Raw genomic sequence first — 469 nt, forward strand, 5'->3', positions numbered from 1 at the left:
GTGGTCGCGTGCTGGTGCTGGCACACGTTAAAGAACTGGTGGCGCAAAACCATGCAAAATATCAGGCGCTGGGGCTGGAAGCCGATATTTTTGCCGCCGGGCTAAAGCGCAAAGAGAGCCACGGTAAAGTGGTATTTGGCAGCGTGCAGTCGGTCGCCCGTAATCTTGATGCCTTTCAGGGTGAATTCTCGCTGTTGATTGTCGATGAATGTCACCGTATTGGTGACGATGAAGAGAGCCAGTATCAGCAAATCCTCACTCACCTGACCAAAGTGAATCCCCACTTACGCCTGCTGGGGCTGACTGCCACGCCTTTTCGACTGGGCAAAGGCTGGATTTATCAGTTCCATTATCACGGCATGGTACGCGGGGATGAGAAAGCCCTTTTCCGTGACTGCATTTATGAGCTGCCGCTGCGTTATATGATTAAACACGGCTATCTGACACCGCCAGAACGACTGGATATGCC

1 protein-coding gene is annotated in these 469 nt (G+C 52.5%); it reads left to right on the forward strand.

Features of this window, described 5'->3' with window-relative positions:
* A partial coding sequence (locus ACEWB7_RS17570) for a DEAD/DEAH box helicase (protein ID WP_411581033.1) occupies window positions 1-469 on the forward strand: 469 nt, incomplete at both ends.

The organism is Acinetobacter sp. NIOH-H-8, assembly GCF_046635365.1.
Taxonomy (GTDB): Bacteria; Pseudomonadota; Gammaproteobacteria; order Pseudomonadales; family Moraxellaceae; genus Acinetobacter.